At 35.8% G+C, this 26,392-nt stretch carries 27 protein-coding genes; 16 read left to right on the top strand and 11 right to left on the bottom strand.

Annotation, left to right across the window (positions count from 1 at the left end; genetic code table 11):
- Positions 1–39 precede the first annotated feature (39 nt).
- Entirely contained in the window at positions 40–378 is a 339-nt protein-coding gene (locus tag SMAR_RS01875; protein WP_011838675.1) for a hypothetical protein, read from the top strand.
- Between the two features lie 149 nt (positions 379–527).
- A complete protein-coding gene (locus tag SMAR_RS01870; protein ID WP_011838674.1) occupies positions 528–1,319 on the top strand; it encodes an HD domain-containing protein in 792 nt (263 codons plus the stop codon).
- 57 nt (positions 1,320–1,376) lie between these two features.
- Here the strand turns inward: SMAR_RS01870 and SMAR_RS01865 are convergent, their stop codons facing one another.
- Positions 1,377–1,886, bottom strand: coding sequence for a hypothetical protein (locus tag SMAR_RS01865; RefSeq protein ID WP_011838673.1), 510 nt, complete (start codon positions 1,884–1,886; stop codon positions 1,377–1,379).
- A 120-nt stretch (positions 1,887–2,006) separates the two neighbouring features.
- On the opposite strand from SMAR_RS01865, the gene SMAR_RS01860 reads away from it, so the two are divergent.
- On the top strand, positions 2,007–2,963 hold the full coding sequence (locus SMAR_RS01860) for a hypothetical protein (protein ID WP_011838672.1): 957 nt from the start codon (positions 2,007–2,009) through the stop codon (positions 2,961–2,963).
- Positions 2,964–2,989: 26 nt separating this feature from the next.
- Positions 2,990–3,337, top strand: a complete 348-nt coding sequence (locus SMAR_RS01855; RefSeq protein ID WP_011838671.1) for a PolB1-binding protein PBP2 family protein — start codon at positions 2,990–2,992, stop codon at positions 3,335–3,337.
- On the opposite strand, the gene SMAR_RS01850 is transcribed toward SMAR_RS01855, so the two are convergent.
- Genes SMAR_RS01850 through SMAR_RS01835 form a run of 4 tightly spaced genes read right to left on the bottom strand, consistent with a single transcriptional unit; the run spans position 3,334 to position 6,525 of the window.
- On the bottom strand, positions 3,334–4,212 hold the full coding sequence (locus SMAR_RS01850; protein WP_011838670.1) for a class I SAM-dependent methyltransferase: 879 nt from the start codon (positions 4,210–4,212) through the stop codon (positions 3,334–3,336). The two genes, SMAR_RS01855 and SMAR_RS01850, sit on opposite strands and share 4 nt — an antisense overlap.
- A gap of 2 nt (positions 4,213–4,214) precedes the next feature.
- Positions 4,215–4,625: a CopG family ribbon-helix-helix protein gene (locus tag SMAR_RS01845; RefSeq protein ID WP_011838669.1), complete on the bottom strand. Its 411-nt coding sequence runs from the start codon at positions 4,623–4,625 to the stop codon at positions 4,215–4,217.
- A complete protein-coding gene (locus tag SMAR_RS01840; protein ID WP_011838668.1) occupies positions 4,622–5,488 on the bottom strand; it encodes a metal ABC transporter permease in 867 nt (288 codons plus the stop codon). The genes SMAR_RS01845 and SMAR_RS01840 overlap by 4 nt, the downstream gene beginning before the upstream one ends.
- Positions 5,485–6,525: a metal ABC transporter substrate-binding protein gene (locus tag SMAR_RS01835; RefSeq protein ID WP_011838667.1), complete on the bottom strand. Its 1,041-nt coding sequence runs from the start codon at positions 6,523–6,525 to the stop codon at positions 5,485–5,487. The genes SMAR_RS01840 and SMAR_RS01835 overlap by 4 nt, the downstream gene beginning before the upstream one ends.
- 85 nt (positions 6,526–6,610) lie before the next feature.
- Here SMAR_RS01835 and SMAR_RS01830 point away from each other — a divergent pair, with 85 nt between their 5' ends.
- Positions 6,611–7,378 carry a metal ABC transporter ATP-binding protein gene (locus SMAR_RS01830; RefSeq protein ID WP_244372496.1) on the top strand — a complete coding sequence of 256 codons (768 nt, stop codon included), beginning with the start codon at positions 6,611–6,613 and terminating at the stop codon, positions 7,376–7,378.
- A gap of 3 nt (positions 7,379–7,381) precedes the next feature.
- On the opposite strand, the gene SMAR_RS01825 is transcribed toward SMAR_RS01830, so the two are convergent.
- Positions 7,382–8,464, bottom strand: coding sequence for a DUF711 family protein (locus tag SMAR_RS01825; protein ID WP_011838665.1), 1,083 nt, complete (start codon positions 8,462–8,464; stop codon positions 7,382–7,384).
- Positions 8,465–8,607: 143 nt separating this feature from the next.
- Between SMAR_RS01825 and SMAR_RS01820 the strand changes: the two genes are divergently transcribed.
- Genes SMAR_RS01820 through SMAR_RS01805 form a run of 4 tightly spaced genes read left to right on the top strand, consistent with a single transcriptional unit; the run spans position 8,608 to position 11,452 of the window.
- Positions 8,608–9,144, top strand: a complete 537-nt coding sequence (locus SMAR_RS01820) for a hypothetical protein (protein ID WP_011838664.1) — start codon at positions 8,608–8,610, stop codon at positions 9,142–9,144.
- A gap of 12 nt (positions 9,145–9,156) precedes the next feature.
- Positions 9,157–10,350, top strand: a complete 1,194-nt coding sequence (locus SMAR_RS01815; protein WP_011838663.1) for a hypothetical protein — start codon at positions 9,157–9,159, stop codon at positions 10,348–10,350.
- Positions 10,329–10,616, top strand: a complete 288-nt coding sequence (locus SMAR_RS01810; RefSeq protein ID WP_011838662.1) for a hypothetical protein — start codon at positions 10,329–10,331, stop codon at positions 10,614–10,616. The genes SMAR_RS01815 and SMAR_RS01810 overlap by 22 nt, the downstream gene beginning before the upstream one ends.
- A 44-nt stretch (positions 10,617–10,660) precedes the next feature.
- Positions 10,661–11,452 carry a hypothetical protein gene (locus tag SMAR_RS01805; RefSeq protein ID WP_244372455.1) on the top strand — a complete coding sequence of 264 codons (792 nt, stop codon included), beginning with the start codon at positions 10,661–10,663 and terminating at the stop codon, positions 11,450–11,452.
- 87 nt (positions 11,453–11,539) lie between these two features.
- Here SMAR_RS01805 and SMAR_RS01800 read toward each other — a convergent pair whose 3' ends face one another.
- The 3 genes from SMAR_RS01800 to SMAR_RS01790 are packed head-to-tail and all read right to left on the bottom strand — an operon-like array spanning position 11,540 to position 15,394.
- Positions 11,540–13,954: a xanthine dehydrogenase family protein molybdopterin-binding subunit gene (locus SMAR_RS01800; RefSeq protein ID WP_011838660.1), complete on the bottom strand. Its 2,415-nt coding sequence runs from the start codon at positions 13,952–13,954 to the stop codon at positions 11,540–11,542.
- A gap of 7 nt (positions 13,955–13,961) precedes the next feature.
- Positions 13,962–14,504 carry a (2Fe-2S)-binding protein gene (locus SMAR_RS01795; protein ID WP_011838659.1) on the bottom strand — a complete coding sequence of 181 codons (543 nt, stop codon included), beginning with the start codon at positions 14,502–14,504 and terminating at the stop codon, positions 13,962–13,964.
- 5 nt (positions 14,505–14,509) lie between these two features.
- Entirely contained in the window at positions 14,510–15,394 is an 885-nt protein-coding gene (locus tag SMAR_RS01790) for an FAD binding domain-containing protein (RefSeq protein WP_244372494.1), read from the bottom strand.
- Between the two features lie 287 nt (positions 15,395–15,681).
- Between SMAR_RS01790 and SMAR_RS01785 the strand changes: the two genes are divergently transcribed.
- Positions 15,682–16,698, top strand: a complete 1,017-nt coding sequence (locus SMAR_RS01785; protein ID WP_011838657.1) for a PLP-dependent cysteine synthase family protein — start codon at positions 15,682–15,684, stop codon at positions 16,696–16,698.
- A gap of 58 nt (positions 16,699–16,756) precedes the next feature.
- Here the strand turns inward: SMAR_RS01785 and SMAR_RS01780 are convergent, their stop codons facing one another.
- Complete coding sequence (locus tag SMAR_RS01780) at positions 16,757–17,248, bottom strand: hypothetical protein (RefSeq protein ID WP_011838656.1); 492 nt, start codon at positions 17,246–17,248, stop codon at positions 16,757–16,759.
- A 191-nt stretch (positions 17,249–17,439) separates the two neighbouring features.
- Between SMAR_RS01780 and SMAR_RS01775 the strand changes: the two genes are divergently transcribed.
- The 5 genes from SMAR_RS01775 (at position 17,440) to SMAR_RS01755 (ending at position 23,253) form a co-directional block, all read left to right on the top strand.
- Entirely contained in the window at positions 17,440–17,685 is a 246-nt protein-coding gene (locus SMAR_RS01775) for a ferredoxin (protein WP_011838655.1), read from the top strand.
- A 142-nt stretch (positions 17,686–17,827) separates the two neighbouring features.
- On the top strand, positions 17,828–19,129 hold the full coding sequence (locus tag SMAR_RS01770; RefSeq protein WP_011838654.1) for a winged helix-turn-helix domain-containing protein: 1,302 nt from the start codon (positions 17,828–17,830) through the stop codon (positions 19,127–19,129).
- Between the two features lie 142 nt (positions 19,130–19,271).
- Entirely contained in the window at positions 19,272–20,537 is a 1,266-nt protein-coding gene (locus tag SMAR_RS01765) for an Nre family DNA repair protein (RefSeq protein ID WP_011838653.1), read from the top strand.
- Between the two features lie 4 nt (positions 20,538–20,541).
- The gene (locus tag SMAR_RS01760) at positions 20,542–21,366 is read left to right on the top strand and encodes an SPL family radical SAM protein (RefSeq protein WP_011838652.1); all 825 of its coding nucleotides are present in this window, start codon (positions 20,542–20,544) and stop codon (positions 21,364–21,366) included.
- 288 nt (positions 21,367–21,654) lie between these two features.
- Positions 21,655–23,253 (top strand): hypothetical protein, encoded by a 1,599-nt coding sequence (locus SMAR_RS01755; RefSeq protein WP_011838651.1) that lies wholly within the window; start codon positions 21,655–21,657, stop codon positions 23,251–23,253.
- A 220-nt stretch (positions 23,254–23,473) separates the two neighbouring features.
- Here the strand turns inward: SMAR_RS01755 and SMAR_RS01750 are convergent, their stop codons facing one another.
- Entirely contained in the window at positions 23,474–24,013 is a 540-nt protein-coding gene (locus SMAR_RS01750) for a hypothetical protein (protein WP_011838650.1), read from the bottom strand.
- Between the two features lie 97 nt (positions 24,014–24,110).
- Between SMAR_RS01750 and SMAR_RS01745 the strand changes: the two genes are divergently transcribed.
- Entirely contained in the window at positions 24,111–26,357 is a 2,247-nt protein-coding gene (locus SMAR_RS01745; protein WP_011838649.1) for an ABC transporter substrate-binding protein, read from the top strand.
- The last annotated feature ends 35 nt before the right edge of the window (positions 26,358–26,392 follow it).

Genomic DNA, 26,392 nt, shown 5'->3' with positions numbered 1-26,392 from the left:
AACAGTCATTGTACAAACGAATCCAGGGAGCTATATAGGTTGAAACATAAAATAAAACTCGAAATAACCGTAAACAATGATTCCATGCAGTGTATAGCAGAGTATCATCCCAGAGGATATATGCGGGCTAAAAATGATCACTTAGATATTAGTCCTGAATGCAAAATACTCAACACACTATATATGTTGGCAAAGAAGAGAGGTGTCTCATTGAAATGTTTAAATAGAAATAATTGTGTATCAATTATTGTTCCAGAAATAAACTATGAAGCAATACTATGTGTTCAGGATTACCGGGTTAAATGTAGGGATAAAGTATACTTAATGATTACTCGGAGAGGAAACCTATATATTCCTGTAAAACTCATCAAGGCTTAGACAAGAAGGAAACGATTATGGGAATAATTGGTTTAAACCCATAATTCCTAAGTAATCATAGAGGTTTCCATAAACATTTATACAACATGGAGAACTCTGTATATGTCAAGAAGGTTTACACTAAAAACTTGTGAAGAGGTGGTACTCTTATGGTAGTAATAAATGCTGGGTTGGTAAAGAAGATTGTGAATGATAAACCATTATTGAAGAAAGCATATGAGGTACTAGTTAATGATCCAGAAGTTCAAACATTGTGGGAAATGTCTAATATTATGGCTGTTAAGAGGCTGAAATACAATGATCATGGACCAGTACATGCACAAATAGCTGCTGGTGCAGCACTTTATCTATACCAACTACTACTCAACTCAGGGATTAAATCAACGCTTATCAGGGATAAAGTAGTAGATGATCCTGAATATGCATGGATTGTGCCACTATATGGAGCCCTACTACACGACATAGGTAATTCTATACATAGAGACCTACACGAAAAAATAGGGGCACTACTTGCTAAACCAATAATTGATAGAGCATTAGAGAAGATAATAGATGATCAAAGAACAAGGATAATGTTGAGACAAGAAATAATGCACAGCATATTCTGCACAGCATACGATGCTGTCTGCTTAACAATTGAAGCAGGATGCGTTGGTGTTGGCGATGGCTTAGACATGGCTGAAGGTAGAGCCAGGGTCCCCTATCGTTTAGGAGGAATATCAATACATAGTGTATCAGCGCTGAGCATTAAGAAAGTAGAAGTAGTACCAGGCGAAAAAGTACCGATAAAGATCATGGTACACATGAATGAAAGAGCAGGCATATTCCAAGTAGACGAAGTATTAATGCCAAAGATAAAAACAACTCCTCTAAAAGACTATGTCGAAGTATACGCTATCATTAACGGAGAACCATTAAAAACATACACACCTAAGCAATGAATTGTAAGAAATAATTATTTTTCATAGAATACCTTGTTGATCAGTGATCAGAAATATTTACTTAGATTCTTCGACTACTTCATATTTAAAAACATACTTGCTGGGTTTGCACTGAAATTCTTCAATATACGTATGTGGATCAATAAAATATAGTTCATCACAATCAGCTAGAACCTTAACTCTCGCTCTGCTAGAGAAAATTATTTTCTTTGCTTTCAATTTATTGATCAATGCATGTTTTAGAAAAGTAGAAAATAATAAAGCATCATAAATGATTACTGGGTGTTTTCCGCCTAGCAGATATGCTTCTTTAGCTTTCAGCTCATCTATAATGAGCGGGGCATCATCAGTTTTCAATATAATGTTTTCTCCCACAAGCTTCTTTATCCTACCACCACCTATAACTAGTAAATTCTTAGTTACTAACAAATTCTTTACATTAACAAATCCTATAACTGTCAAGTATTTCGTATTTATATAGACGCTTTTAATACCCCCTATAACGAGTGCTTCATCGATTTCGAAATGATCCCTATCTATGAAACCAATCAGGGATTTTATTGTCAAATTCTTCCTCCATGAAAACCCTATCTATTAAAGATATTAATGTTATAGAGAGAATAAATCTATGATGTAGATTAACATCATAACAGAATAATCAATCTAATCTTGAGGGTGTATGTATTATTGGAGGTTATAGGTATCGATACTAGGATTGCTGAGAGAATGGCTCGAATTCTTTCTAAGATGAAGGATAGATTGGAGATTTTGGATTTGTTTGATGAAAGATTTTATCCGTCTCAAAAGGATGATAGAGAAGATGTTCTTAGATATTTTATTGTAATGGTTGCAATGGATCACAGGCTTAGTAGGCCTGGGAAACCATATGAGGCATGCTTACCAAACGATGATTGTTATCATGGAGCCGATCTCTTATATAGGCTTGGAAAAATAAAATACGATAATGACCCAAGCTTTTTCTCTCCAGAAAATCTTTCAAAAATAACTATTGATGATGTTAAGAAATGGCTAAGTATAGGAGGTGCTGAACCTCCTGATCCAGAGATTAGAGCGTTTCTTCTAAGAGATCTGGGTGTAAAATTGTTGAAGCTATTCAATGGTAGTGTAGAGGAATTGCTGAGTAGAAGCAATAATTTGATTCGTGGAACAATAGATGAGCCAGGCTTAGTGGATAATCTAAGAGTGTTTAGGGCATATGAGGACCCTGTTGAGAAGAAGCCTCTGTTATTTGCGAAATTCATTATTGCACGGGGATTATTTAATCCTAGAGATAGACTTGATCCCATAATAGATAATCACTTATCCCGTATAGCTTACAGGATAGGATTAGTAATGGTTTCTGGAAACCTGTGGAATAAGATCAAGAAAGGAGTAGAAGTTGATAGAGAAGAAGATATACTGTTGAGATTAAATATTCGTAGAGCTTACCGTATTGTAGCCTTGAAATCCGGAATAGATCCCGGGGTAATAGATGATTATTTATGGATTATGGGGAGAAAAATTTGTTTAAGAGATAAGCCTCCCCTCTGTGATCAATGCTTATTTAAACAAATATGTATGGCTAGGAGAAACAATAATTTCATGGTAAAGGAACACATATATTATAACACATGGTATTATTGAGGAATTATAGGTGAAGGATGAAGAGAATGGAGGAGAAAAAACCAAGCCTTAAAGATATATTGAAGCTCTCAAAGCTTGAGCGGCTTGTAATGGATTATTTTCTGAAGCATATTAGTGTTGGAGAAATAATAGCTATTATTGAGTTAAGAGAGGAAGTTAAGAGACTCAGAGATCCTGATCTTGTTCCCGAATTTGATGATGTAATTATAGAGCTCGAGATTGGAAGAGCTATTAATAGATTGTTACGCGATAACTTCTTAGAGTATAGGAGTGGATGCTATAATTTAGCATCTCATCTACGAGAGGAATTGAAGAAGAAGCTTGGAGAACTAAGACCTGGTTTTTCAAAGAATCTTGAAGAGCTTATCAGTTAGTATATTGATTTATAAGCTATGTAGCCTTGAGCTTTAACCCTATATACTACTGGGTGAAAACCTGCTAAGCGGAGTCTTTCACCTATACCCTTAACAATGCTTGGACTACCATGTCTCCGAGGCTCGCCTGTATAGTGATAAAGTATTCCCCCCGGCTTAAGTACTCTATAAAATTCCTTGTAGAGATCTAACCCGTACAAGTCTCCTGTTCTCGTAGAGAATCTTGGGGGGTCATGTATTATTTTATCAAAGTAGTTCTCCTCAAAATACTGGATAACATCAATTATGTTGCCTTGTATAATTGTTATTCCATTATTGGATAATCCATGGCTCCAAGGATTATGTTCTGCTATCCATATAATATTGGGATCGATCTCTACTGTATAGATAATTCGAGCCCCTCGAAGATATGAGTGTATAGCTGTGTATCCGAGACCCATACAAGTATCTAATACTCTATCTCCTTTCCTAACCTTAGCGGTTCTAGCTTTTATTCTTGAATCACTCCATGGATCGACCCCTACTATTCTATGCATGTGTATACCGTTAATTTCAACGGTGGGTGCTTTATCTATTCCGGTAGTTTTCAATTTATAATAGTTTCCATTACTTCTTCTAATAACTTCGTATATTTTTCCAGTATCTCTCCTATATACTACTACTCTATCTGGCTCTGAAGGAGTTACTTCTTCTAAATAGATCTTGTATCCATCAATTACTAAATAGCCGTCATAGACTCTGATCTCGCGCCATGTAAGTCCTAGATCAAAAGTTGCTTCAACCACTCCTCGACTACGCCATAATAAGTCTATGAGAGGCTTAGTGAACCAATAAGCTTTAACAGGTTTGAATACATATTCCACTATATGCTTCATATTTACTCCTTCTTTTCCTCCTCTATATTAGTAGTAGTCTGTAAAGGTATATATCTGACACTACAACCCATTGATCTAAGTTTTTTATCTAGCTCAGCAATTCTACCACTATAACCACTGACAAAGAATATTTCTATACATTTACCTCTGTAATGTGTATGGTTGTAGTTTTGAATGATGTCTTTGAACTTATCAATTACTATACTGGCGGAAATGTTTTTCTCCTTATTAACAACTATTATGAAACCAGTACATTTATGTGGAACCATATAGTGGAGGTGATCGTGTAGATAGGTTCTTAGAGCTTCAGCGACAATGCTTGATCGATCAGAGCCTGTTAATTCTGCAAGCTTATCTAATGCTTCAGCTATATTTGATGGTATTGAGACGCCGAATCTTCTCTTACCGCTCATCTCTTACCGCCTATTAAGGCTAGCAAATAATATATTAGCAGTATTAACCCGGTTAAACCTGACGGTGCTAGATCAAATATTATGCCGAGATGTAAACCTATCAAAGAAGCTGTTAAAGCTGTTAATACACTTATCCTGAGAGCTTGGTAAGCACTTCTAGCAGATGATAAAGCAATACTTGCTGGTAAAAGTATTAGTACATGCTCTAAAATATAACCTACCATTCTAAGTAATCCAATAGCTGTTAATCCTAGTAATGTAAAAACAACTAAATCGTAGATCTTCACATTTATACCAGCTAAATATGCTGATTCACGATTTATCCCAATAGATAATTGCTCTCTATATGTTAATATGATAAGTAATCCAGATATAGCCGCAATTGTTAGAGCAATGAGTGCGTCAGAGAAACTTGTAAGCAAGGGATCGCCTAGGATAAGCGCTGTAAGATCAAATTCTATAGGATAATTTATCAATACATAATAAGCAACAATAACACTGCCGGCAGCAGTGAATCCCACAAAAACAGCTGTCGCTATATCAGTATTTATTCCTTTATAAATACTATAGCCGACAAGATATATGAGCAGTAAACCTATAATTATAGACAAGATAAACTGTGCACCACTAAATAAGTAGTATGCGATAGGAATAGATAAGACAACAGCGAATAATGCTGCATGAGGAGATGCTCCCGCTAAGAAATATAGTTTCCTAACGGATACTATATTACTCATAAAGCCATAAGCTATTCCTGCAGAAACCATTACTATAACCCATATTGGATTATAAATATAGGATAAAAGGAAACTGTATAATGTAATCAATATTATAAGTATAATGTATAGTTTATCCTTCATCATGGATTCCTCCTAATTATTTCATAAATAGTTAGAGCAACAATAATAGAGCCTATTATGAATAATACTAAGTCATTGTAATATTTAGACCAGAAAATACTTGATTCTTCTACACTACTGGAAGGAGTAATAGTGTTTATATTAATAAATGACTTATTTATAGATAAACTAATTACTTCTTTACTTATAACGGATAGTTTAGCTGGAATAGATTGTTGTGAAAGAGGTGAAGGAACATGTATTATGGGGATAGAGTATTTATTCGCTAGTTCAAGTAGTTTCTTTGATGCTTGCGATACAGCTGGTTCTGTCACTATAGCTACTTGAATTGTCTTGTTCTTCATACTGTTTTCAACGTTTATGAGGTCTTGAGGAGTCATTTGCACACCATGTTCTTTTACCAAGAGATACTTGATATCGATCCCGAGCCATTCAACAGAGTAAACAGTTACAGGAGTATCTGCTACGCCAACCATGTTTAACTGGGGGGTTTTAGCAATAATATCTGATACGTTTCTAATAACTTCCCTTGCCTTATCCAAATAATATGTTTTATACTCTGGATTTAGCTCGCTCATTTTTTGTGCAACATATTTTATGAATATAATATAATTGAATGGATCATAAATGATCATGTGGTAATCGGGCATATGTGTAGCTGGATTTTCACGAATAATTATTCCTGGAATATATGGTATCTCTATTAAGACTCCTTTAAGTTTCCCCTCAACATATAGGTCATGTATTCTCTTCTCGAATGGTGCATGTGCTAGAGATATTATTATATCTGCTTTTTCGAGATCTTCTACGTTTTTAGGCGTTAAACTATATTCATGCGGGTCTATTCCCTGAGGAGCTACGGATACTACTCGATCATGATCGGTAATTAATTGTTTAATATCACTGATGAGATTAGGAAATGAGACCACTATAAATAATCCGTTTCCATTATTGATACTATGAACTGGTATAGTATTGAATAGTAAAGCTGTTATAGTTAATAACATGATAATGTATGCTTGTAGTGGTTGAATCCTCATTATAATGTCCCCTCTTATTATTGAATTGTGCACAGAAATATATATTTATCTCTCATGACTGTGCATAAAATGGGGAAGAAAATTGGTGAGTATAGCTGTAGAAAACCTAACAGTAGGATACAGCAAATATATCGTGCTAAAAAATCTATCATTTAAACATGAAGGACCTGGATTAATACAAGTACTCGGACCAAATGGTGCTGGAAAAACAACTCTACTCAGAACAATTCTGGGGTTAATTAAGCCGATAGAGGGGCGAGTCATTATAAATGATGAGGATGTAACAGGGAATCCCAGCAGAGCTGGAAAATACATTGGATATGTTCCTCAAACAACTGGGTTATCGGAGCCAGATTATCCATTAACAGTTATGGAGCTCATAGAATGTTGCTATGTATTAAGAAAGCCTTGGCCAAGAATATTGGTTAGGAGAAAAGAAAAAGAATATATTATGAAGATTCTTGAAATAGTTGGATTGTCTCGAGAACTGTGGAATAAGAATTTCTGGGATCTCTCGGGAGGTCAGAAGCAGAGAAGCTACATTGCTAGAGCACTAGTTCATGATCCTTCAATACTGTTAATGGATGAACCATTCTCAAACATAGATCCAAATGGTAGAGTAGACTTAGCAGAGCTTATAGGGAGGCTAAGTAGGAATAAACTAGTGATTGTAACAAGCCATGATCCAATGCTTCTATTAAAGTATACATCGAAAATATTACTGGTTAATAGGGAAATCTATGTTTATGGTAAACCCGAAGAAGTGTTGAGGAGGGATATTGCTGAAAAAATATATGGTAAAGCAATATTAGAGGTTAGAGAACATATCCACATAATAGATTCTCATCGTTAACAATTAGTAATCTATTATGTAGGCAGTACCGAATTTTCCAAGCTTTACTTTATCGCCAGGATTTCCGCTTACCGGAATAATTCTCGTCGACAACGGTTTTTGTTTAACCATGTAAATACTATATATGTCTAGTAGGAATCTCCACAGTTTCTCCTGATCACGCGGTACAACCAACATATCTGGACCAGCTACACATGTAGTAGTATATAATAATAAATGGTGGGCTTTCAACAAGCCTTTCCCACCAGCATCTATTAATAAGGAATCCTCTGCATAAGGCAACATTACTTCATTATATCCTTTTGCAAAACCTATTTTCCCCGAAACATTTTTGATCAAATCATTAAGTAAGTATATACCGTAATTAAATCCTGGCGTGAGCAGTTTATAACCCATAGTCTCTATTAAGTCAACAACGCTTTTCTCCATCCATGGAGAAATACTATAGTCAATAATGAATCTATAATTACCGATACCTATGTTTCGCAAAATATTAATGATCTCAGATATTTTATGGGAAATTCTTTCCGCAACAGCTCTTATTGAATGAGTCTCCTCTATTAATCTCTTAAGTATGTGTGGATATAGGAAAGCCATTCCTAATCCTAGTTTTCCACTACTAGTTGAATCAGGGAAATAAGGCGTCTCCAATGGGTCTTTATGGTAAGCAATAGATACTCTTGTAGCTAATAATGGGTTCTGGTCAGCCAATGAAATAATTAGCTTCGCTAATTTATACGAGTATTCTACGGGGTTTCTATATAATCCATATATTGGGAAATAATATCCTCTACTAGTAATATCAATTGCTAATTCTTCATCAATATCTTCTATATCTAATGCTCCAACTGAGAGGAGAGTATCATTAATATCTATGCTATCTAGTATCTTCCTTAGGAGATCAATGCTTAGCTTCGGCAGGGATATTCTTGTAGTAAATACTTCGTATCCGTTTTCCTCAAAGCTCTTCTTAACTATTCCAAGCATATCCTTAGCAGTATTTATTGATTCTAATATCTCATCATATGCTTCCTCTCTGGGCTTATAAGCAAAAATTGTTATTGACCTAATTATGGGCTTCAACATTTATCCCCGAATGTTTATATTAAAAATGCATTGCCAAGATGTAAGAATGATCTTAGAGGGTATTAAATCCTATTTTTAGTAACAAGATCGTTAAGCTATTTTAATATAGTTTATTCATTGTCAAATATATATGGGGGTCGATATTGTTACTGAAAACATTTAGGGGAAGCATATTTGTTCATGATACATATGTATATATTAATATAGTTTCTTCTTCTCTCCTCAAAGAAATACCTTTCCTTTATGCACCAATGAGTATTGTTGATAAAAAGAAGAGAACACGAGCAATAGAGGTTTTATTATCAACACCTACTTCTAAAGAAGACGTTAGAAATGTTTTGAAAGATAAATTTTATGATAGGCTTGAGAGAATTAAGGAGGAAGGAGTAGATCTGGAGAGAGCTAAACAATTATTATCAAATATTAAAATATATCCCAGCATCGAATACATGTTTAGAGCTTTTCCACGAGAGCTTCTCGAATATTTTGTTAAAAACAACTATGTATGGTTGATCCCGTTTAAGGAGATTTATAGATTGATTACGGATGGCAAGATCATAGAGATCCTTTATAGATCCCCTATACTAAATAATAGGAGAATTGTCAGGCTAAGATATGATCAGGAATTATATGAATTATTAAAAACACTATGTATATTCAATAATAATCCGCATTGTTAAAGGTGAATACATGTGTCCATTAATAATTTATTATCTGAAAGAATTAGTACAGGCAATTTCTCAATAAAAGATTTAGAAATACTATTGGAATCGATTGCTAAATTAAAGCTTCAACCATTAACCGTGAGAAATACGTTTCTTAAAGTCTTAGAGTCAAGAGATTCTATCCATAGATTACTCGAGATAGTTCTTAGCGATCCAGATAGATTTTATGAGTTATTATCTAAGTATCATGTATTAGTCGAGAATGCTGGTACAGTTCTATATAAGGCATACATAATTTCTGCATTGAAAAAATATGGTTTAAACCCAAAGCCCATGCCATCAGTTGGTAAGGCAATATATTCTCTCATAGAAGCTCATCATTATGTCTCCCTATATAATCCATTAGTTATGCTATATATTGCTTTAAACAAGCCCAGCTCTCTGAGAAATTCAGTAATCAAGCCTATGGCGGATAAAATAGAATTGTATGAAGCTAATCCTAATTCTAGAAACCTATATATTTTCAGAGACACATTATTGTTTTTATCAATAATAATTGATCCACGAGGATCGATTCCTATATTATATAATGGATACGAATATGAATGGATAATAGACCTCATCGAGAAATCCGGGATTAAAGTTTTGGAGTCTACGAAGAAGCTTATATTGACAGGTTATCTTAGAATATTAAAAGGGCTTTCAGAATCGATTCGAGCACTTACTCGAGGACTTAATAGGCTTGAAAATTTTGAGAAAGATCTCTATAGTATTAGTAGTGCTAGAATGGCGGTAGAAGTTCTTAGAACATATATAGATTTTATTAGATCATATTCTGAGAAAAGCTTGGAGAGAATAATTACTTTAATGAATGGATTAATAGGAGCAGGTTTCAGCAATGTCTATGATACTATAACATATGTTCTTGGAAAAGAACTAGATTCCACAGCATTTATTCGATCAAATAAGTACTTGTTAACAGAATTCCTTGTTGAAATGAGTCTATTAGATAAAATGTATAAGGAGGGTTTAATAGAAGAATACGATGTATATGAATACTTAGAAAAACTCGCTATTATGATATCTGATAAAGTAAAACATGTTAGAAATGAAATAATTCTAATGCTCGATCAAGATTTAGAACCCTATAGGAGTTTGAGGAGTAGAGTATTTGAAAATAGAGATAGTAGGTTTTTATCATGGCTGAACATAGGAGAATAACAATAATAGTTAAGGGTAAAAACACATATGATAAATGGACGCTTACACAGTGGATATATGAAATTAAAGATATATTGGAAGAAGAATATAATATTGAGATCAGTGTTCAAGAAGAAACTACAAATGATGAATACCCGATTATAGCTGTCGAAGGCATAGACGTGTATGAGGGACTTCCTGGTGAGGAGGGATATTTAATCGAGATCCTGAAGAAAGTTTTAGACGAGATTCTCCAAAGGAAGACAAAACAGGACATGGAGATCTAAGATTAGTTGAGGGTGAAGCACTAGTATATAATGGAATATTGTGGTTGGTTAAGGGTTTTCAACATCCATTAAACAAAGTAATTGCTTACCCAAGATATGATTTAGTAAATAATGTAAAGCTTGCCAGATACCATAAAATAAAATATGCCCATTATTACTATTGGGACTGTATCAAGCTCAGTGTACCGGTAATTGATTTAGAATATGCGAAACCATATTATGGTCTAAACAACTTTGCCGGCGAGGAAGTTATAGAGGTATTAGCTCGATACCTAGGACTTGGCCCGAATCAATTATTGTTAACGGGTTCCTCTCTTATAGGCGAGTATTCTAATGATATAGATATAGTTATTCTGGGTGCTGATCAGGGGGTTGTGGATAAACTATATGAACTTGTTGAGGAGAATGTGTTTGATAGGATAAATGAATATTTTCTTTTAAAAGAATATTTTAGTAAGCACAGATCATCCATGGATATATATACATATTTATATATTAAGAGAAACACTATTCTGCACTTACTATATAATCGCCGACATATTAATTTAAAACTAGTAAAGTATTCGAGAGGATTTAGTGGATGCATAGAACCTGTTAGTTATAGATATTATTTTACTGGAATTATTGAAGTAATAGATAGTATTGAACCATATATTTTACCTGCAAGGTTCCATGTAAGAATTAGAGATAAATACTTTGTTCTCGAAACATATAGGGAGTTGTTCTCAGAGCTTAGACCAGGCAAATACTATGTTCAGGGATGGATAGAAGTTAGAGATGAATATAAAGTATTAAACATAGATCATGGCTTCATAAGGTTTGTTAGAGATTTATGAAACGTCTTTGTGAATCATTCAGATTCTATGATAATTTATAGAAGAAGGAAGATATAGAGAAAGAAAATAAAAAAATGGTTAAAATTTTTAGGCTTTATACTTTTTGATAAGTCCATGCTTCTTTATAATACTGTATACATAGTCTGGTGTTAGCGGTATTCTGTTTATGTCTTTGTTAACGTTTATGTCTCCTCCTAGGGCGTGTGCTACTGCGTTAGCTATGCTTGGAGCTATACCTACTATTGATGGTTCTCCTAATCCTTTGGCTCCATATGGTCCTCTTTGGAATCCTGCTTCAACCCATACGGCCTTTATTTTCTCAGGTATATCTAGTCCTGTTGGTATATGGTATGTTGATAGATTCGTATTGTATACTCTGCCATCTGGTGCATGGTATATGTCTTCCATTAATGCATATCCCATTCCTTGTATATAGCCTCCTACAGCATGGTGTTCGGCGCCTGTCCTATTGATTACTCTGCCGATATCATATGCTGTTACCGCTTCCTTAACTCTTGCAACACCAGTTTCTAGATCAACTACTACATCGCTTATTATTGCTCCAAATGTGTAGTGCATATATGGTGCTCCCTGACCAGTTTCTTCGTCCCATTCAGCTGGTGGTGCACGGAAGTATCCGAATTCTTGTATAGGTACTCCTTTCCAGAAGCTCTGCTCTACTAGTTCCTGCCATGTTATCTTCAAGTTGGGATCACTCTTACAATATACGTCTGGAGCATCTATTACTATATCGTCTGGATCACAGCCTAGTATTTCTCCAGCTAGCTTGTTTAGCCTCTGTCTCAGCTTATATGCTGCTACGAGCGCGGCATTACCACCCATAACAGTTGATCTTGATGCTACTGTTGGTCCTGCATCGGGTGTTGAAGCTGTATCTGGCCATTCAACCTTTATATAGCTTGGTGGTACACCTAGTGTTTCAGCGATAATGTTAACAATTCCCTGTATAGATCCTTGTCCGAAGTCTGTGAGACCTGTTCTGAAAACTATGCTTCCGTCACGCTGTATTATTATCGTGGCTGATGAGAAGTCTGCTCCTTCAGCACCTATACTGTTTCCATGATAGAATACAGCTATTCCTATTCCTCTCCTTAACAAACCTTTCTGTTGACTATATAGTTTTCTCTTCTCATACCAGTTAGCTGCTTCTACTGCTTTGAGAATAGCCTCCTCTAACCCAACACCATGGCTTAGTAGTTGTCCATGTACTGTCCGATCTCCATTTCTCAATATATTCTTTAACCTAAACTCTACAGGGTCAAGTCCTAGTTCTTCAGCTAATAGATCCATTTGTCTCTCATGTGCGAATGCGACTTGCGGGTTTCCGAATCCACGGAATGCACCAGCATATACTTTATTAGTATATACTACTGCCAGATCTACTTTGGCGTTAGGCACTTTGTATGGACCTGTACTGTGAACAATAGCTCTCCATCCAACGAATGGTCCTAGACTAGCATATGCTCCAGTATCTAGAACTATTTCTGCTTCAACAGCTAGTAATCTACCATCACGTGTTGCTGCATGTTTATATCTAGCTATCATTGGGTGTCTCTTGCTGTGACCAATAATTGATTCTTCACGTGTGTGTACTAGAAACGCGGGTCTACCTGTTAGTATTGCTGCTAATGCAACTTTAGCAGCAATCTCGTTTCCAACATCCTCTGCGCCACCAAATCCTCCGCCTAGTGGTGGTGCTATTACTCTAACCTTGTTAAATGGTAATCCTAGAACTTGAGCAACTGCTTTACGTGTATCGAATGGGCACTGTGTCTTAGCATATATTGTTACTCCGCCATCTGGCTGTGGTATTGCAAGAGCAGCTTCCGGCTCTAAATATGCGTGTTCCTGCATTGGTGTCCGGTATTCGTTCTCTATAACTACAGCTGCTTCTTCAAATGCTTTCTTTACGTCTCCTCTCCTTATCTTATATCTTGATACTACATCGCTTCCGCGTTCATCATGTATTAATGTATGTTCTTTCTCTCGTAATCCACCCCATTCAACAACTTTTAATGGGTCAAGAATTACTTCTAACGGCTCATACTCTACTCTCACGAGATCAGCTGCTTCTAAAGCGTTCTCATAGTTTTCAGCAACAATTAATGCTACTGTGTCACCAATGTATCTAACCTTTTTATCCGCCAATAATGGCTGGTCGGGAATAACGTATCCTACATCGTTTATTCCAGGTATATCCTTAGCTGTTATTACTTTTATTACTCCAGGATATTTCTCTGCATCACTTACATCGATCTTCTTGATTAATGCATGTGCATATTTTGTTCTAACACTATAAACGAATACAACGTTTTGGTATAGTTTTACTAGATCGGCTGTAAACCATGCTTTACCGCTTAGCTTGTCTATAGCATCCCATCTAATAATGTGTTTACCAATATACTTGAATTCCTTAGTCTTTTTCTCTTTGGTTTTCTCAAAGACCTTCTCCACTATATCTACATATTCAGGCTTGCTCATACAATTTTCACCTCCCAACAACTTTCATATAGTATTTGTTACGGATCTCTTTCTCATCAAAATAGATCTTCCCCTCCTTCAAGTACTTCGCCGCTAACTTGACAGCTGCGAAATAGTAGTGGTAGCTTCCACAGCGGCAAAGCGTTGAACTTAGCCATTCCTTTATTTCTTCATAGCTTGGATCAGGGTTTCTATCCAATAATGCTTTAGCCATCAACATAAACCCGCCCGTACAGAATCCGCACTGTACACCACGAGTCTCTAGGAAAGCTACTTGTATAGCGTGGAGTTTTCCTTCAGGAGCTAGTCCTTCAAGAGTCGTTATCTCTGCACCGTCGAGTGTAGCTGTTAATGTTAGGCAGGAGTGTCTAGGATTACCGTTTACCAAGACTATACATGTTCCACATTCTCCTCTTCCACAACCTTCTTTAACACTGGTTAATCCCAGTCTATATCGTAGTGTATCTAATAGTCTCTCATATGGCGGGACTTCTAATGTGTATTCTTTTCCATTAACTTTTAAATTAACCTTTACAAGTTTTTCTTCCATCATGCTCACCCCTTAATCCTTTCATATGCTCTTAATAGGTTTCTCTTCAAAACCACCTTAGACATATCCATACGGTATTCAGCAGTTGTCCACCAATCTGTTACTCTCTCCATTTCCGTGGGTAGAACTTCTTCAGCGGCTTTCTCGAGTATCTCCTTGCTGAACTCCTTGCCTTTCAAGAACTCTTCTGTCTTCCTTGCTCTACCAGGAATTCTCTTCTCTCTAACCATGTCAAAACTTATCTTAACATCAGTGATTTTGTTGTCTTCGAGTGCTAGGAAAGTTGCACCAGTAACTACTCCAGCTATTAATAGTTCTCTCCTATCAAACTTTATGAAGCTACTGCTACTATTAATTGGTGGCTCTGGAAATATTATTTCATATATTAGCTCGTTAGGTTTTAGATCAACTTTTCTCTTATCTATTAGGAAATCTTCAAGCTTCACTATTCTTTCTCCATTAACACTTACTAGTCTTAGTTTCGCATCATATACTAGTAGGAGGGTGATATAGTCATTGTATTGTGTAGCAGATACTAGGTTCCCAGCCACTGTGGCTTCGAATCTTAGTGCTAGAGTACCGAATTTCTTATATACATCTACGAATCCTGCAAATCTCTTGTCTTTGTGTAGAAAAGTCTTGCTTAACTCGTAAAGTGTTGTTCCACCACCTATATGGATCCCGTCATCTTTTTTCTCAACGAATGATAGCTCCTTCTTTATAGCGTTGAGGTCGACTAAATATTTCGGTATAGGTATTCTTCTATCCCTGATCAATATTATGAGTTCTGTTCCGCCGGCAAGAGGTTTTGCTTCACCACTGTGTTTATCTAGGAATTCTAGTGCGTCTTCGAGGCTCTTAGGCCTATATATGTCGAATCTTGGTAAGATTACTCACCTCTAACCTGCTTAATAATAATTTATCGGTGGTAGGGAATAAATAATATACGCCTTCGTACTCGTTTAATTATATATGATCATGTATAGAACATATATATGTCCATGGTGTTGTCAATACAAAAATATTCGATAAATATGTGGATTATAAAATGAAAACTAGAAAATAAGTAGGAGTGAGTCCAAGAAGTAACAAAGATTCTTTATATGTGGTTAGACATTTATTCTTGTAAATACGATATATAGGAATAACCAATAAATGATTGGAGGATGTGGATGTAATGAGTCTACGAGTATGCAATAATGTAATTGAATGCATCGGTAAAACACCTATTATCAGACTACAAAGGATAGAAAAGGATCAAAATGTAGACTTTGAAATATGGGCTAAAGCAGAGTTCATGAACCCAACTGGAAGCGTCAAGGATCGTATGGCTTACTATATGATCAAAAAAGCAATGGATAAGGGAGAACTAAAACCTGGAATGACAATTGTTGTGCCAACAACTGGGAATACAGGAATATCTTTCTCAGCTCTCGGCAGCTATTTTGGATTAAAAGTATTAATTGTTATCCCGGAGGAAATGAGTGCTGAGAGATTCATGTTGATGAGACTATTTGGTGCAGACTTCTTATTCACACCTGGCGGCGAAAGTGATGCTGGAACAGCATTGGAGACCGCTAAAAAACTTGCAGAAGAAAATCCTGATAAATACTATTTCTTCGATCAATGGAGTGATGAAGCAAATGTTCAAGCACACTACGAGACAACCGGTAAAGAAATCCTAGACCAGATTGGATGCCCCGACGCCTTCGTTGCACAAGTAGGAACAGGCGGGACATTGATGGGTGTAGCTAAGAGGCTTAAGGAGGAATGTAAAAACGTAATAGTAGCAGGAGCTGAGCCAGCTGAATGCCCCGTAGCAGCATATTGGTTTAAGACAGGCAAGGAGGGACCATGGGGTAGGCACGAAATAGAAGGTGTTGGAGACGGATTCGTGCCAGACATTGTTAAACGATATAAGCACCTCCTAGACGATTTTGTAACATCTACAAGTGAGGAAGCAATAATGATGGCTAGGAAAATAGCGCGTCTTGAAGCATTACCTGTAGGAATAAGTAGTGGTGCAAACGTTGTATCAGCAATAAAGCTTGGAAGAAGCCATGGATTAGGTAAAGGAAAGAAAGTTGTAACTATATTGCCAGACTATGCTGCAAGATACTTCTCAACAAGACTCTTCAAGAAGAAGAGGGAAATAGTTGATCGCAAGAAAATACTTGAGGAACTAAGCATATAAAAGTATTCAAAATAATTCTTTTTCTCTTTCTCTTCTTATCTTTATAATTTCTATGAAACTATTTAGTCTTATAATATACTATTAAAACAATGATAACAGCTACTATTAATGCCGGGATTACAAGTCCCCAGTTGATTAATGGTTTATAATGACCGGTTGCAGTAGGTAATCCTATTTTCTTAGTAGTAGTTGATTCTATAGGTTGCTTCACAGTATTCATTATGGTTGTTGCCTGGGTTGTGGTAGTTGTTGATGTGTGGGAAATAATCGTTGTTTTCACTGTAGTCGTTGTGGATGATGAGGTTGTTGTTTGAGATAGGCTTGTGAATGTATTTGTAGTCGTGGCAGTTGTTGAGATTGTTGTGGTTGCTTTGTTCTCAGCTAATAATCCCTTAAAACAATACATGTTATAGTCTCTACTACCCACAAGTATCTCGAGCAACCCATCATTATCTACATCACTTATAGCTGGTGAAGCCATTATTGGAGCATCAGTGTTATAAAGCCATTCAACCTCGCGGAATAAACCACTAGGCTTAGTAACATTCACTATGACAAATTCTCCTGTATAGAGCCCAAATATGATCTCGTTTTCCCCATCACCATCAATATCAGCTATTATTGGTGAAGATTGATATGTTTGAAGATCTAGAACATTTTATCCATGAAGCAATAATCTATATAATAGAACGGCGGAAATAACTATTTATAGCTGAAACACTAATGGAGGAGTGTTCTATAATGGGCTATGTTAAAGTAATAGTTGATCGAGACACATGTATAGGATGCGGAGTAGCACCAGCTACATGTCCCGAAGTATTCGTTCTAGGAGAAGATAATGGTAAGAACAGGGTTGTAGAAAAATATACGGAGAAAATAGACGATCACATATCTATAGGTAAAGTTCCAGAGGATTTGTTGGAATGTGTTAAATCAGCAGTAGATGCCTGTCCAGTATCTGCAATCAGCTATGAAATCGAGAAATAATCCATAAGTTCCCTTATGAAAAATACCTCGTTTTTTATCCTATAATTTTTGTTGAGTAAAATCAACAAATAACAGTGTATTTTTCTTCTCAAAAATGTTATCCTTGTGGAATCACATATATTTATTTAATGGTGAATAATTCATGAGTAACGAAAATATTGAGAATTATTTGAAAGCATTAGCACATAGAGTTAGAAGAGATATTATAAGAGCATTAGCTGAGAAGAAACATCTAAGCTATACTGAGCTAATGAGAATCACTGGTGTGGAAGATAGTGGAACATTTGCTTTTCACTTGAAAATGTTGCGTGGAATAGTAGAGAAAGATCCTAAAACGGGAGAATACCGTCTAACAGAGAAGGGATGGAAACTCTATGAAGCATTAAAAATGCTTAGCGATGAGAGAATAGAGGAGGAAATTACTTGGAATAAAGCATCTAAGCCTGCAGGAATTATCAGAGTTTCTGATAAAATAGAATTTACACTTACACGAGGATTAGCAGAGAAGCTATGCCATGAAGGTAAGAAGATATATGTTTCAGACATATTAATGTTCAAGATCGAGGATATGCCCGAAGAAGTTCTCGAATGCGTCTTAGAAGGAGTTAATGATGTATTATTTATTGATGCTCCATCAAATCTTAAACCATTAATTGAGATAAGATCAGGAGATATTGGATTAATTGGTAGAGGCGGGGGATTTGTTGCTGGCTTATTAAATGGTTTAGTTAAAAGTATATTATCAGGTATATCTAAGACCATGTCGAAGACTATGTCTAAAACAATGAATAAAGGTCATGAGAAAATACCTGTACATATAGAAGTAAATAGTTTTAGTAGTCTAAAAGCATTGGATATGACTATAGATTCGTCAAGCATATCAATATTCAATAGCGGCAACAAAACTGTTTTTGAAGGTAAGAGAAGCATTGAAGGTTTCGTATCAATAGATAAGAATATGGATAAATTAGAGGTACGAAGCGATACTGCTTCAGGTAAATTATATCTTCCATTAACTTTCGAAGAAGCAGTGATCAATATAGATTCCTCTAATATCAATGGAACACTAAGAATCACTAAAAACGTTAAATCATTCATAGATTCCTCTAATGCTTCAATAAAAATACATGATCTGAGAGAATCAAACATCTCCTTCACAACCGATTCCTCAAATGCAAACATAGAATTAAAATACAGCAACTTTATTGGAACATCATATTTGAAAATTAAATCAGATTCATCAGTACTAAACCTCAACATATATGTTCCTGAAAATACTAGGATCAAGGCAGTTATTCATGGAAGCTATGGATATATTAATATCGAAGGCGAGAAGACTAGAGAATATATTGATGAGGACTATGATAAATCAAATTCCAGAATAGACATAGTAGTTGAAGCTGATTCAAGTGTTGTCGAAATAAACATTCATAGAGAAAAGTAGACATATTTTTAGTCTCTACCCATAATTACCTAACGTATTATGTAATTCACGTTTTAAATAGTCTATTATTATTAGTAGGTATTTAGAAATAACTATGTTGAGAAATAGTTTTCCAGCTAATTTATGGTACAGGTTTATGGTTATGAGTGGGAGGAGTCCTTGGTTAAGAATAGATCCGAAGCTTTGTGCTGTTTGTCGTGGTAGGGGATGGTGTGGTCTAAGTTATTGTCCATTACTAGCTAGGCGTATGGCTACTTATAAGTTGAGGAGAGTTGTTGGATCAAGGGAATTATTTGGAAGCAGTCCCCCCTCGGTATTTGTTGGTAGGCATGGTTATCCATATGTAAATATTGGACCCTCTATTCCTCCAGAAACAGGTGATACAAGCATCTATGATTTACCAGAGAAATGGTTGGGATTAAAACTAGAGAAGATACTGGATTATCGCTGGAGCTTAATAACTGGTTCTAGAAAACATAGAGTAAATGACTTATCAGATTCATTCATCGAGAAAATACATGAGATAATATTATCTATTAAACCAGTAGATGTAGAGGTTTATTTAGAGAAGCCCCCGAAACCATTAATTATTTTCAGCGAATACGAGCCCCCACAGGGTCCTAGAGCACCTGTTAAAAATGTTAGAGTTGTTAGTAATCCAAAAATACCAAGGATTATTGATAGGGTTTATCAAGACAAGGACTTAAAAGCTACAAATGCGATCATTGAGCTTTATAGGCATAATATACCAGTCACTATTATTCAGAGAATATTTAGTGTTGGAGCTTTAGGTGTTCAGCGTAAAAGAAGACTTGTACCTACAAGGTGGAGTATTACTGCTGTAGATGATACTATATCTAAGTATTTAATTGAGAAAATAAAAGAATACGATGAGATCACGGAGATCGAGGTATATGTGAGAAAATACTATGATAACTTATTCATAGCAATACTTTATCCTGGAAAATGGAGCTTTGAATGGATGGAGGCTTGGTGGCCTGGGTCAACTTGGAATCCTAGCGAGAGAGAAGTAGTAGTTGAGGGAGACTATGAAGGATTCAAGGGTAGGACAACGTATCCTGAAATAGGAGGATGCTATTATGCTACAAGACTAGCCATAGCAGAACACCTGTATAAGAGGAGAAAACAAGCAATAGCAATTGTGCTACGAGAAATTTATCCAGGATTCAATATACCTATCGGTGTATGGTTTGTCAGAGAAAACATTAGAGCAATGATGAGAAGCAAACCAGTTCTCAAAACTAACAATATAAAGGAAGTATTAGAGTTTATCGATAAAGAAACAAAGCTAGGAGCTGAGAAATGGATAAATTCATCTAGGCTCTTGAAAAGAATACTCTACATTGAAACAATAGATAAATACTTGTATCATAGAATAAGTGATTGAAGCAATGAAGATAATTTTCATCAATGTAAAGAAAGCCCTAAGTAGAAGCGGTTTACCAGATCTAGACTATGCTTTGAATCCTTACATGGGTTGTTATCATGGATGCATATATTGTTATGCTAGACTATATACTTGGATCAAGGAGATCAGGGAGAATTGGGGAGAAATAATTGCTGTCAAGAAAAACTTAATCAATGTTCTCGAGAAGGAGATTAAATATCTTCGAAGAGGTATTGTAGGGGTTGGAACGATAACTGATCCATACCAGCCTGTTGAAGCAATATATAGGTTAACAAGGAAGTCAATAGAACTTCTCCTAAGTCATGGATTCCATATAAGTATTCAGACAAAAAACACTCTTATTCTAAGAGACATTGATTTATTAACGAAACATAAGCATAGTGTTGATGTTGGTTTTACAATTACTTCTCTAAATGATAAAAAATCTAGAATATATGAGCCTAAAGCATCCCCACCATCTATGCGGGCATATGCTTTAAAACAATTATCTTCTAAAGGCATTGATACATGGATATTTTATGGACCAGTAATACCAGGCTATAACGATGATCTAGATACAAGGATTAAAATAATAGAGTTAGCAAGGGAAACAGGGAGCAAGATATTGATAGACCGTATTCATATTAAGAAATTCATGTATAATAGAAGCCACCCCCTTCATAAAATATTATTTATAGCTAGGAATTATCCATGGAAGAGATTCATTTACGAAACAATGAAGCTATGCAGAAAATACAATGTAGATTGCATACCCGGCTTTGCAGAACCATCTAAAAACAAGACAACATTAGACTCGTTTATACAGTAAATAAATTAGTATTCCTCATCTATAACTACTCTCTAATACTTTCCTAAAGCTTTCATTATTCCCTAGAGACCATTTTACTAGATTTTCCTTTAAAGTTATTTTAGAAGAGTTTATTATTTATTTCTTATACGAAATATAGAATTAGCGATAGCATTATCACTATATATGCTACTAAACGTATAAATCAAATACTGTGATGCAAATATAACACTAATTAATTATAGTTTTCAATATATAAAATGGCGAAATTTTTTTGGTATTGTAAATAATATTATTCATGGTGATACGATGCGTTTCCAATCCAGTTCTGTTTTGATGATTTTGATCATTGTATCTGCTGTATTGGGTGGGTCGATCAGTATTGTTTCCAACGTATACGTGGCTAATCCGGGAATGTACTTGAAGTTCAAACTATATAACTTTGCGAACAACACAGTTATCGATGATACGAGTTTATTTAGCAATGGGAATGTTGTTTTACAAGTCGAAGTTTCAGCAATAGTTCCACCAATCTATAATGGTGATTTAAAAGTTATTTATAAAGGAGTATTCCAGGGTTCAAACACTATATTCATACCTGCAGAGAAACTATTGAAAATTGCTAGGGGATGGGTTGAGACATATAAGGCTAGAAGGGGTGATCAGGACAAGACATATAGTGGATTGATCATAAGGGCATTTATATATAATAAGAAGACTGGTGAGATACTATACCAACTATATGATTCAATAACATATAAACCAGTAGACATTATTAATAGAAAAACCATGAAATACACCATACACTTAGCAAAGCATTCTCTTACAGCCCTTAAAATTGATACCTCCTATATTACAGCTATGACAGCTGAGAGAATAGCGAGAGAAGTTAAGCTTGATCAATTGCCTTTTCCTGTTTTTATTAGAATACCTGTATTCGAAATAAAACCGGAGAATATAACCTCAGAACTTCCAAGCGACTACTTTAAAAATGTGGGTGGAAAACTATACGTTAAAACACCAGTGCTCATAGCATGGAATAAACTAAGCTATAGTGGGTCAGTTGGGGTTTCAATAAATATTGGTGTGCAGAAGGGGGAGATAGGGGTATATCCAACATTTACAACAGGCGAAATATTATCTAAGATATCAAATGGAGTAGCGCCGAATGTTAACTTGTGGAAAGGATCAGGGTTCACATGGGGTGGTGAAACATACTATTATTATGTAGAAAAAGAACTTGCTCCCAACCAGCAATGGTGGGCTTGGATATGGGCTAGACCAATATATAAAGTATACAATGTATATTTATGCGACAGCAACTTCCTTTACTGTGAATACTTCGGCGGTGACGTTGAAAACGTTATCACAGACATCCTGACCTATGGCTCAAACATTGAGGGAGGTAGTGACCTTGGTTTACCCGATGAAAACTTGATGGAAAAGTTCTATGAGGGAACCAATGAAACCCTGCTCCAAATACCTGATACATACCTAGACGATGGCAAACTAGATCCAGGCGAGTATGTGTCTTTTCCACAAATATTTAATTACTATGATGAGTGTGGTTCCGACTTTGAAATAGGCATATCTGCTGGCTCCATCGCAGCACTAGGCATATGTAGTGCCTTAGGATTACCTACTGGAGGCATGGGATGCGCTGTAGCCGTAGCTTTTGCATCAACATTCCAAACATCAATATCAGCTCAAGGACCCCAGGTATTCATCTATGGAGGCATATATAATCATGGAGATGACCCCAATATTCCTGGAGACTATGATATTTATGAGTACGTCTATATGAGGATTAGTAAATATCAATATAAACAAGATCCTCCATGGTGGTGCTTCTGGTGTGGTCCATGCTACTATGATGTACCAGCTGGAATATACTTCGAATTCATATAATCAAATATTTATAATTAAACTATTTTTTGTTAGAATGCCTGTTTTAAAAATAATAAGCTCAAACCATCTCTGCCATAAAATCATTATAGTCAAGGCTGAAATATAATATTCGAAGCATTAAATATTAATGGTTATTATACCTAGTGAATGTTCTAATTAAGAATTGAAAATTAAGATAAGCGGGGAGAGTTTGTTTGCATTGTTTAACAGGATCAATTGCTTAGTGTTTTCCTGCTATGATCTTATTAAATTCATTTCTGAAACTTTCATCATTTTCCAGTAACCATTGATATATTTTATCAACCTTTTTTCCTAAGAATATTTTGGATTTTACTTCATCATATTCTATGACTAGCCATCCTATGCTATGGAATTTAATATTTGATGAAACGATATCTTTAGCTATTTGTTCAGCGTATACTAGTTCTGTAAGAGTTGAGGTATCGCCCATTTTACTGGGTAATGGGATGAGAAAGAACCTTGCAAGTTTCCATCTCTGATGTTTTGAAGCTAGTTTTATTTTTTCATGTTTAACTATGGAAATTATTTCCCATAGATCATTCATTTGATCTGAATGATTAATTCTTGAAGGTAAAACTATTGTTGAATGTTCCGGCGAGCCTTTAAGCTTATTTATTGGTCTAACAAATAATGTTCTCCTATAGGGTTTAGAAACTTGTTTCCAAAAATAAGCATCTAGCCCAATATTCATTTTTTTGCCTCTAAATATATTGTATGGTATACTTATTTTTACACCCAATTATATACACCCTATTACATATATGTATCAAAACATAAGACTTATATATATCGCTTACTTCTTCTATAAGACATGGTATAACACATGGGTGGGATGTATGTATACGAAACGTCTCAAAGCCCTAACTAGGACAACAACAGCAATCATAATTGTAGTCATAGTAGTAATAGGTATTCTAGCAGCATATTTCGCATTCCAAGGCGGAGGACAACAAACCACAACCACAACTACTCCCCCATTAACTACTACAACTACTACTCCGCCTACCACAACTACTACCACAACCACTTCATCGACCACAACTACAACTACTACTCCAACAGGTCCCAAGGCACTTGTCATAGAGACTAGTCAAGCATATGTAGTTGTTGGTCCAAAGGGAAGCGTTGTTCCCCAACTTCCCAGCGATAAGAAGATTATTGTTGTTTCATATGAGGTTGATGAAGCAAAGACTAAGCCTATAGAGAATAGTACAGGGTTTGTCGACATTGATCCAGCATTTTATAGAAACTATACAGTTGATGCTCTAATTATAGCTGCTAGGAAAGCAACTGATCCATTTATAAGGTATCAAATATATGAAGCTGTCCATAAGCTAAGCAATGAAGAAGTACCAATATTGTGGCTTGGACAATATGTGTTGGTAAGAAACTATTGGGACTGGCTACATGGAAGATACTATCACCCCACTCTTGCTGAGAGATATGATTTATTATGGGAAGACCCAGACGCACCATCTGTTCAGATAGGTATCGGCAACTATGTCAATGATCAACACACATACTCCATAATCACATTCGGATGGCCTGACACATTTGATCCTGCAGCTGATTATGAGACTTTTGGATGGGAAATATGGCATAACATAGGTGATACACTGGTAACTTATTGGAAGACCGATACAGAGCATATTGTACCAGATCTAGCTGTAGCATGGGCTCACAATAAGAACGGTACTGAATGGTACTTCGTTATTAGAGGTGGCGTAAAAGCTTTTGATCCATGGCATAATGTAACCTATGATATATCAGCTGTCGACGTATTATTCTCTATATGGAGGATTGCCAGATTACAGCTTGATCCAAGCTGGATGATAACGGAGTTCTTCGATGTAAACTCTAGTAGTGTATTAACAGAGGATGAATTCAACCAGCTACTACAGAACGGTGGATTAGTTGCTGAATACAAGGGACAAACAGTCGAGCCAAAATCTCTGAACGAGTTATTACAATTATTCGGATATTCTGGAGACACGGCGGGAGTAGTTAAGCTAAAACTATACTATCCCTATGGCGCAGTACTCAGCATATTAGCTGATCCCTTTGCATCAGTTATTCCTATGAAATACTTCTTTGACAATGTCGATGAGCTGAAAGGAAAGTATGATCAAGCACTTTCTGATAGTAATAATGGTAAGAACCCATCTGCATGGGCAAACTATATTGGTGTAGGCGAACAAGAACCTACACATTTATATATTCATCAATACCCTGTAGGAACAGGTCCATACTATATTAAGGAATACGAGGAGAACAGCTACATAGTCCTAGAATATAATCCATACTACTGGAACAAAACACTATGGAACACTAGTCCATACGGTGAGAATGGTAAGCCAATACATGAGAGAACAATATATTTGATAAACGATGACGCAGTCTCCAGAATAGAAATATTAAAGGCTGGACAAGCAGATGTAGGCGCAATACCTGTAGATAGACTCAAAGACATTGAAGGATACCAGTTCCCCAATTCCAACCATAAAATAATTGTTGAAAAAGGCGCATTAGAGCCTACAATAGTTTACATAGTGTTAAATGCTAATAAAGAACCATTCAATAACAAATTAGTAAGACAAGCCTTAATGTATGCTATACCCTTCGATAGGATCAAGGAAGACGTATATGCAGGTTACCTCGAGAGACTGTACGGTGTTATCCCAGCAGGATTCCCAGGACATAATGATGACATAGTGACAAAGTATACCTTCGACCTCGCAAAAGCTCAACAATTAATACAGCAGGCAGGAATTGATCCAACAAAGTACAGCTTTGAAATATGGTATAACTCAGGAAACACCCAGCGTGAGAAAATTGCTACTCTACTTCAAACTTATTGGGGACAACTAGGATTCCAAGTAACAGTTAGAGCATTGCAGTGGGGAACTTTGCTAACTAAGACTGAGAAAGGAGACTTTGACGTATATATTATTGGTTGGGCACCGGACTACCTAGATCCAGACGATTATGCTGGACCATTATTCTATGGTGGAACTCAGTTCAGTATATTAGAGTTTAAAGTAGTAAGTTCTGTTAGTGAAGCTCAACAAGTGTTTAGCGGTTGACAAGATGATGGTAGATAAATTTATTTCAAAATATT

This window comes from Staphylothermus marinus F1 (assembly GCF_000015945.1).
Lineage (GTDB): Archaea > Thermoproteota > Thermoprotei_A > Sulfolobales > Desulfurococcaceae > Staphylothermus > Staphylothermus marinus.
Note: the sequence above shows the minus strand (reverse complement) of the source record. Positions and strands in the feature narration are given on the sequence as shown.